At 63.3% G+C, this 6,967-nt stretch carries 5 protein-coding genes; all 5 read left to right on the forward strand.

Annotated features, from left to right (window positions below; all coding sequences use genetic code 11):
• Nucleotides 1-128 precede the first annotated feature (128 nt).
• On the forward strand, nucleotides 129-2,162 hold the full coding sequence (locus tag AC07R1_RS11690; protein ID WP_176876769.1) for an ABC transporter permease subunit: 2,034 nt from the start codon (nucleotides 129-131) through the stop codon (nucleotides 2,160-2,162).
• Nucleotides 2,163-2,177: 15 nt separating this feature from the next.
• Nucleotides 2,178-3,848 (forward strand): phosphate ABC transporter permease PstA, encoded by a 1,671-nt coding sequence (pstA, locus tag AC07R1_RS11695; protein ID WP_011064283.1) that lies wholly within the window; start codon nucleotides 2,178-2,180, stop codon nucleotides 3,846-3,848.
• 185 nt (nucleotides 3,849-4,033) lie between these two features.
• Nucleotides 4,034-4,867, forward strand: coding sequence for a phosphate ABC transporter ATP-binding protein PstB (gene pstB, locus AC07R1_RS11700; RefSeq protein ID WP_011064282.1), 834 nt, complete (start codon nucleotides 4,034-4,036; stop codon nucleotides 4,865-4,867).
• 121 nt (nucleotides 4,868-4,988) lie between these two features.
• Nucleotides 4,989-5,750, forward strand: a complete 762-nt coding sequence (phoU, locus tag AC07R1_RS11705; protein WP_495110548.1) for a phosphate signaling complex protein PhoU — start codon at nucleotides 4,989-4,991, stop codon at nucleotides 5,748-5,750.
• 166 nt (nucleotides 5,751-5,916) lie between these two features.
• Nucleotides 5,917-6,870 (forward strand): response regulator, encoded by a 954-nt coding sequence (locus AC07R1_RS11710; protein ID WP_011064280.1) that lies wholly within the window; start codon nucleotides 5,917-5,919, stop codon nucleotides 6,868-6,870.
• The last annotated feature ends 97 nt before the right edge of the window (nucleotides 6,871-6,967 follow it).

Raw genomic sequence — 6,967 nt, forward strand, 5'->3', positions numbered from 1 at the left:
ACGTCCTTGTCGGCGGCCTCGCGGTACTGGGTGCTATCACCCTGATCTTCTTCTTCCTCGCCTATGTCGTCGCGCCGCTGTTCCAGGGTGCCGAACTGACCGCCAAGGACCCTCTGACTCCCGCCTGGATGCAGGACGCCGGCAAGCCGCTGATGTTCTCCCTGGAAGAGCAGAACCAGGTTGGCATGCGTGTCTCCGACAAGGGCCAGGCGCTGTTCTTCGACATCGACAGTGGCGCCGAGCTGCGCAAGGTCGACCTGCCGATCCCGGCGGGCGCCAGCGTCACCTCCATCGGCAAGGACCAGCCCGGCAACCCGCTGGTGGTGGTCGGCCTGTCCAACGGCCAGGCCCTGGTGTTCCGTCATACCTACAAGGTCAGCTACCCGGACGGCAAGAAGACCATCTCGCCGGCCATCGAGTACCCCTACGGCGAGACCCCCATCACCCTGAACGAGCAGGGCGGTGCGCTGGAGCACGTCAACCTCAATGCCACCGATTCGTCGCTGATCGTTGCCGGTTCTACCGCTTCGCAGTTGCAAGTGCTGAAGCTGACCCGCGAAGAAAACATGATGACCGGCGAGGTCACCAGCGAGCAGAGCCGCATCGAGCTGCCGCAGATGACCGAGCCGGTCAAGGCCATGTACATCGACCCGCGCCAGCAGTGGCTGTACGTGATCAACGGGCGCGCCCAGGCCGACGTCTTCAGCCTGCGGGACAAGAGCCTCAACGGTCGCTACAAACTGCTGGAAGACGCCGATACCGAAGTCACCGCCAGCACCCAGCTGGTGGGCGGCATCTCGCTGATCATCGGGACCTCCAAGGGCGGCCTGGCCCAGTGGTTCATGGCCCGCGACCCGGACGGCGAGCTGCGCCTGAAGCAGATCCGCACCTTCCAGATGGGCACCGCGCCCATTGTTGAAATCACCGCCGAAGAGCGTCGCAAGGGCTTCGTTGCCCTGGACGCCGCCGGCAAGCTCGGGGTGTTCCACAGCACCGCCCACCGCACCCTGCTGGTGGACCAGGTGGTAGACGGCCAGGGCCTGTTCGGCCTGTCGCCACGGGCCAACCGGGTGATCGTCGAGGCCGGCGGCAAGCTGCAGCCCCTGGTGCTCGACAACCCGCACCCGGAAGTGTCCTGGAGTGCGCTGTGGAGCAAGGTCTGGTACGAGAACTACGACGAGCCTAAATACGTCTGGCAATCCACCGCGGCCAACACCGATTTCGAACCCAAGCTGAGCCTCTCGCCCCTGACCTTCGGTACCCTGAAGGCGGCGTTCTACGCCATGCTGCTGGCGGCGCCATTGGCGGTGGCGGCGGCGATCTACACCGCCTACTTCATGGCCCCGGGCATGCGCCGCAAGGTCAAGCCGGTGATCGAGCTGATGGAGGCGATGCCGACGGTGATCCTCGGTTTCTTCGCCGGCCTGTTCCTCGCGCCCTATGTCGAAGGCCACTTGCCGGGCATCTTCAGCCTGCTGCTCCTGCTGCCGATCGGTATCCTGGTGGCGGGTTTCGCCTGGAGTCGTTTGCCCGAGTCGTTGCGCCTTAAAGTGCCGGAAGGCTGGGAAAGCGCGATCCTGATCCCGGTGATCATCTTCGTCGGCTTCCTCTCGCTGTACATGAGCCCGTTCATGGAGAACTGGTTCTTCGGCGGCGACATGCGCATGTGGATCTCCCACGACCTGGGGATTACCTACGACCAGCGCAACGCCCTGGTAGTGGGCCTGGCCATGGGCTTTGCGGTGATCCCGAACATCTACTCGATCGCCGAAGACGCCGTGTTCAGCGTGCCGCGGGGCCTGACCCTGGGCTCCCTGGCCCTGGGCGCCACGCCGTGGCAGACCATGACGCGGGTGGTGATCCTCACCGCCAGCCCGGGGATCTTCTCGGCGCTGATGATCGGCATGGGCCGCGCCGTGGGCGAGACCATGATCGTGCTGATGGCCACCGGCAACACCCCGGTCATGGAAATGAACCTGTTCGAAGGCCTGCGCACCCTGGCCGCCAACGTAGCGGTGGAAATGCCCGAATCGGAAGTCGGCGGCAGCCACTACCGCGTGCTGTTCCTCTCGGCGCTGGTGCTGCTGCTGTTCACCTTCGTCATGAACACCCTCGCCGAGCTGATCCGTCAGCGTCTGCGCAAGAAATACTCGTCGCTTTAAGAAAGGTAGAAGTCTGTGAAACAGAACTCCCTAAAAGACTGGTTCAAGAGCGGCGCCCCCGGCGTCTGGATCAGCGGTGGCGCGGTGTCCATCGCGGTCATCATGACCATCGGCCTGCTGGCGGTGATCGCCGTGCGTGGCCTCGGCCACTTCTGGCCAGCCGACCTGGTGCACGCCAACTACGACGTGCCGGGCCAGGCCAATCACCTGGTCATCGGTGAAGTGGTACAGAAGGAAGAAGTGCCCCGGGCGCGCCTGAAGAGTGCCGGCCTGCCGGTGCCCGACCAGGGCCCGGAGTTCATGACCCGCGAGCTGATCAAGGTCGGCAACCGTGACCTGAACGGCAACGACTTCACCTGGATCGTCGGCGAGTGGCTGACCAACCAGAGCTACCCCAAAGAGCTGATGGCCATCGAGCGCCGTGAGTGGGGCAACTTCTACGGCTACCTGGTCAACGTCAAGGAAAGCGGCAAGGTGATCGCCGAAGGCGAAGCCGCCTGGCCCGAGCTGCAAGCGCGGATCGACCGGGTGAACAAGCTGGCCGCCCAGCTCAAGACCCTGGAGAAATCCGACATCGGCGCCATCAACGCCGGCCTGGAACGCATCCGCCTGCACGGCCGCAAGCTGGAGCTGGACGGCAAGCTGGATGCCGCGGCCCAGGCCGACATGGATGCCGAGCGCGCCGAACTCAATGCCCGCTACCAGGACATCGAGGCGCGCCTGAGCGACCTGCACGCCCAGTTCAACCGCGACAGCCTGACCGCCCGTGATGCCAACGGCAAGGAAGTGGAGATCGGCCTGGGCAAGGTGGTACACGCCTACCAGCCGAACGCCATGGGCACTTTTACCAAGATCGGTTTCTACTTCAGCAAGGTCTGGGAGTTCCTCAGCGATGACCCGCGCGAAGCCAACACCGAGGGCGGTATTTTCCCGGCCATTTTCGGCACCGTGATGATGACCCTGATCATGGCCATGATCGTCACTCCGTTCGGCGTGCTGGCAGCGGTCTACCTGCGTGAATATGCCAAGCAGAACACCCTGACCCGGGTGATCCGCATTGCGGTGAACAACCTGGCGGGGGTTCCGGCCATCGTCTACGGTGTGTTCGGCCTGGGCTTCTTCGTCTACGTGCTGGGTGGTTCCGTGGACCGTCTGTTCTTCCCTGAAGCCCTGCCGGCGCCGACCTTCGGCACCCCGGGCCTGCTCTGGGCATCCCTGACCCTGGCGCTGCTGGCGGTGCCAGTGGTGATCGTGGCCACCGAAGAAGGCCTGGCGCGGATTCCCCGCACCGTGCGCGAAGGTTCCCTGGCCCTGGGTGCGACCAAGGCCGAGACCCTGTGGAAGATCGTTCTGCCCATGGCCAGCCCGGCGATGATGACCGGGATGATCCTCGCGGTCGCCCGCGCTGCCGGTGAAGTGGCGCCGCTGATGCTGGTGGGTGTGGTGAAGCTGGCGCCGTCGCTGCCGCTGGACGGCAACTACCCGTACCTGCACCTGGACCAGAAGATCATGCACCTGGGCTTCCACATCTACGACGTCGGCTTCCAGAGCCCCAACGTCGAGGCGGCGCGGCCGCTGGTGTACGCCACCGCGCTGCTGCTGGTGCTGGTGATCGCCACCCTGAACCTGTCGGCGGTGTGGATCCGTAACCACCTGCGTGAAAAATACAAGGCACTGGACAGCTGATCGGCTGGCTTGTGTGGACGCTGGCTTGCGTAGGAGCTGGCTTGCCAGCGAAGGCGCCCACAAGGGCGACGCAGGGCTTCAAGGCCTCTTCGCCGGCAAGCCGGCTCCTACAAACAGAATGATGTCGCCGCTGGCCTGATGCCTGCGGTTCACGACAAACGAATTGGTAGCACAGGGAGCATCCCATGCAACACGAAGCACACACTCATGGCATCAACATGTCCGCCCTGGGCCGCGACAAGCAGAGCCTGAGCCTGGAACAGGAAACCGTGGCCATCGAAGTGCCCGGCCTGAGCCTGTACTACGGCGAGAAACAGGCGCTGTTCGACGTCAGCATGAACATCCCCAAGCAGCGCGTGACCGCCTTCATCGGCCCGTCCGGTTGCGGCAAGTCGACCCTGCTGCGGACCTTCAACCGCATGAACGACCTGGTGGACGGCTGCCGCGTAGAGGGTGCGATCAACCTCTACGGCAACAACATCTACCGCAAGGGCGAAGACGTGGCCGAGCTGCGTCGTCGGGTTGGGATGGTGTTCCAGAAGCCCAACCCGTTCCCCAAGACCATCTACGAAAACGTGGTCTACGGCCTGCGCATCCAGGGCATCAACAAGAAGCGCGTGCTCGACGAAGCCGTGGAATGGGCCCTCAAGGGCGCGGCGCTGTGGGACGAGGTCAAGGACCGCCTGCATGATTCGGCCCTGGGCCTGTCCGGCGGCCAGCAGCAACGTCTGGTAATCGCCCGGACCATCGCCGTGGAGCCGGAAGTGCTGCTGCTGGACGAACCCTGCTCGGCCCTGGACCCGATCTCGACCCTGAAGGTCGAGGAACTGATCTATGAGCTCAAGTCCAAGTTCACCATCGTCATCGTGACCCATAACATGCAGCAGGCGGCGCGGGTTTCCGACTACACCGCCTTCATGTACATGGGCAAACTGGTGGAGTTCGGCGATACCGACACGCTGTTCACCAACCCGGCGAAGAAGCAGACCGAAGACTACATTACCGGGCGCTATGGCTAGAAAGCAGCTGCCAGCCGCAGGTTTCACGCGGCGCAACAGAGGCGGTGCGCGACATCCGGATCACTATTTAACTGCTTGAAGCTTGCGGCTTGAAGCTTGCAACTTTCGCGGAGCGAACACGATGATTTCGAAGGAAGGCTTAACCCATCACATCTCCCAGCAGTTCAATGCCGAGCTGGAAGAAGTACGCAGCCACCTCCTGGCCATGGGCGGGCTGGTGGAGAAGCAAGTCAATGACGCGGTCACAGCGCTGATCGAGGCCGACTCCGGCCTGGCCCAGCAGGTGCGCGAGATCGACGACCAGATCAACCAGATGGAACGCAATATCGACGAGGAATGCCTGCGCATTCTCGCCCGTCGCCAACCGGCGGCCTCGGACCTGCGTTTGATCATCAGCATCTCCAAGTCGGTGATCGACCTGGAGCGCATCGGCGACGAAGCCACCAAGATCGCCCGCCGGGCCATCCAGCTCTGCGAAGAGGGCGAGGCCCCGCGTGGCTACGTGGAAGTGCGGCATATCGGCGACCAGGTGCGCAACATGGTGCGCGATGCCCTGGACGCCTTTGCCCGCTTCGATGCCGAGCTGGCACTTTCGGTGGCCCAGTACGACAAGATCATCGACCGCGAATACAAGACCGCGCTGCGTGAGCTGGCCACCTACATGATGGAAGACCCACGCTCTATCTCGCGGGTTCTGAGCATTATCTGGGTGCTGCGCTCGCTGGAGCGGATCGGCGACCACGCGCGCAACATTTCCGAGCTGGTGATTTATCTGGTGCGCGGCACCGATGTTCGTCACCTTGGGCTCAAGCGCATGAAGCAGGAAGTTGAAGGTACCAGTGGCGAATCCGCTAATGTTCCGGATGAAACTGACGATAAGTAAGAGTGCCCGAGAAGAGCGCCCGGCCTTTTGGCCGGGCGTTTTTGTTTGTGCTCCTGGAAATTGAAAAGCAGCACCCGCGAACGAAAAGTCCCGGCGTGACTGAAGAGTTTTGGCAAAGTGCCATCAGCCAGCGTTATGCTTGCCGGGATTTTTAAAGGGGTGGTCGATGAGTAAGGTAAGTGTGTTGGTGGTGGATGACGCTTCGTTCATTCGTGACCTGGTGAAGAAGTGCCTGCGCAACTACTTCCCTGGCATCAAGATCGAAGACGCGATCAATGGCAAGAAGGCCCAGGCGATGCTCGCCCGTGAAGCCTTCGACCTGGTCCTGTGCGACTGGGAAATGCCGGAAATGTCCGGCCTTGAGCTGCTGACCTGGTGCCGCGAGCAAGATGCGCTGAAGGCCATGCCGTTCATCATGGTCACCAGCCGGGGCGACAAGGAAAACGTGGTGCAGGCGATCCAGGCCGGGGTTTCCGGTTATGTGAGCAAGCCTTTTACCAACGAACAGCTGCTGACCAAGGTCAAGCAGGCGCTGAACAAGGTCGGCAAGCTCGACACCTTGATGAACAGCGCGCCGACCAAGATGAACTCGGCCTTTGGCAACGACTCCCTGAGCGCCCTGACTGGCGGCAAGCCGGCGGTGGTGGGGGCGGCTTCCGCTCCGGTCAATCCGTTCGCCAAACCGGCGGCTGCCGCCCCGGCTCCAGCTCCAGCAGCGCCGGCCCGCGGTTTGCTCAACAGCCCTCCGGTCAAGGCCCCGGCGCCTGCGGCAGCGGCCGGTGGTGGTCGTGGCCAGGGCCAGCTGCGGTTGTCCAGCGGCAACCAGCAGTGTGTGATCAAGGCCCTGAGCATCAAGGAAGCCTTGCTGGTGGTGAAGCGCACCGACAGCCTGCCCCAGGTGCTGGAGAGCGCGGTGCTGGACCTGGAGCAGGGCGATAACGCCGAAGTGGCGCGGCTCAATGGCTACCTGCATGCGGTGGTGGCCTTTGAACCCAAGCCCGACAGCGAGTGGCTGCAGCTGACTTTCCGCTTCGTGGACCAGGATGCCCAGAAGCTCGACTACATCTCCCGCCTGATCGCCCGCGGCACCGCCCAGAAGCACTTCGTTCCCGGCGCCTGATCCTTGCCGGCCGCCTCGCTGTAGGAGCTGGCTTGCCAGCGAGTGCGCCCGCAAGGGCAGCACAAGGCTTGAAGGCCTCTTCGCCGGCAAGCCGGCT

It is taken from the genome of Pseudomonas sp. GW821-FHT07F01 (assembly GCF_059418825.1).

Coding starts and splice junctions, on each gene's coding strand:
- AC07R1_RS11690 (WP_176876769.1), top strand. CDS start 129: ATGCAGGACGCCGGCAAGCCGCTGATGTTCTCCCTGGAAGAGCAGAAC.
- pstB (WP_011064282.1), top strand. CDS start 4,034: ATGCAACACGAAGCACACACTCATGGCATCAACATGTCCGCCCTGGGC.
- AC07R1_RS11710 (WP_011064280.1), top strand. CDS start 5,917: ATGAGTAAGGTAAGTGTGTTGGTGGTGGATGACGCTTCGTTCATTCGT.
- phoU (WP_495110548.1), top strand. CDS start 4,989: ATGATTTCGAAGGAAGGCTTAACCCATCACATCTCCCAGCAGTTCAAT.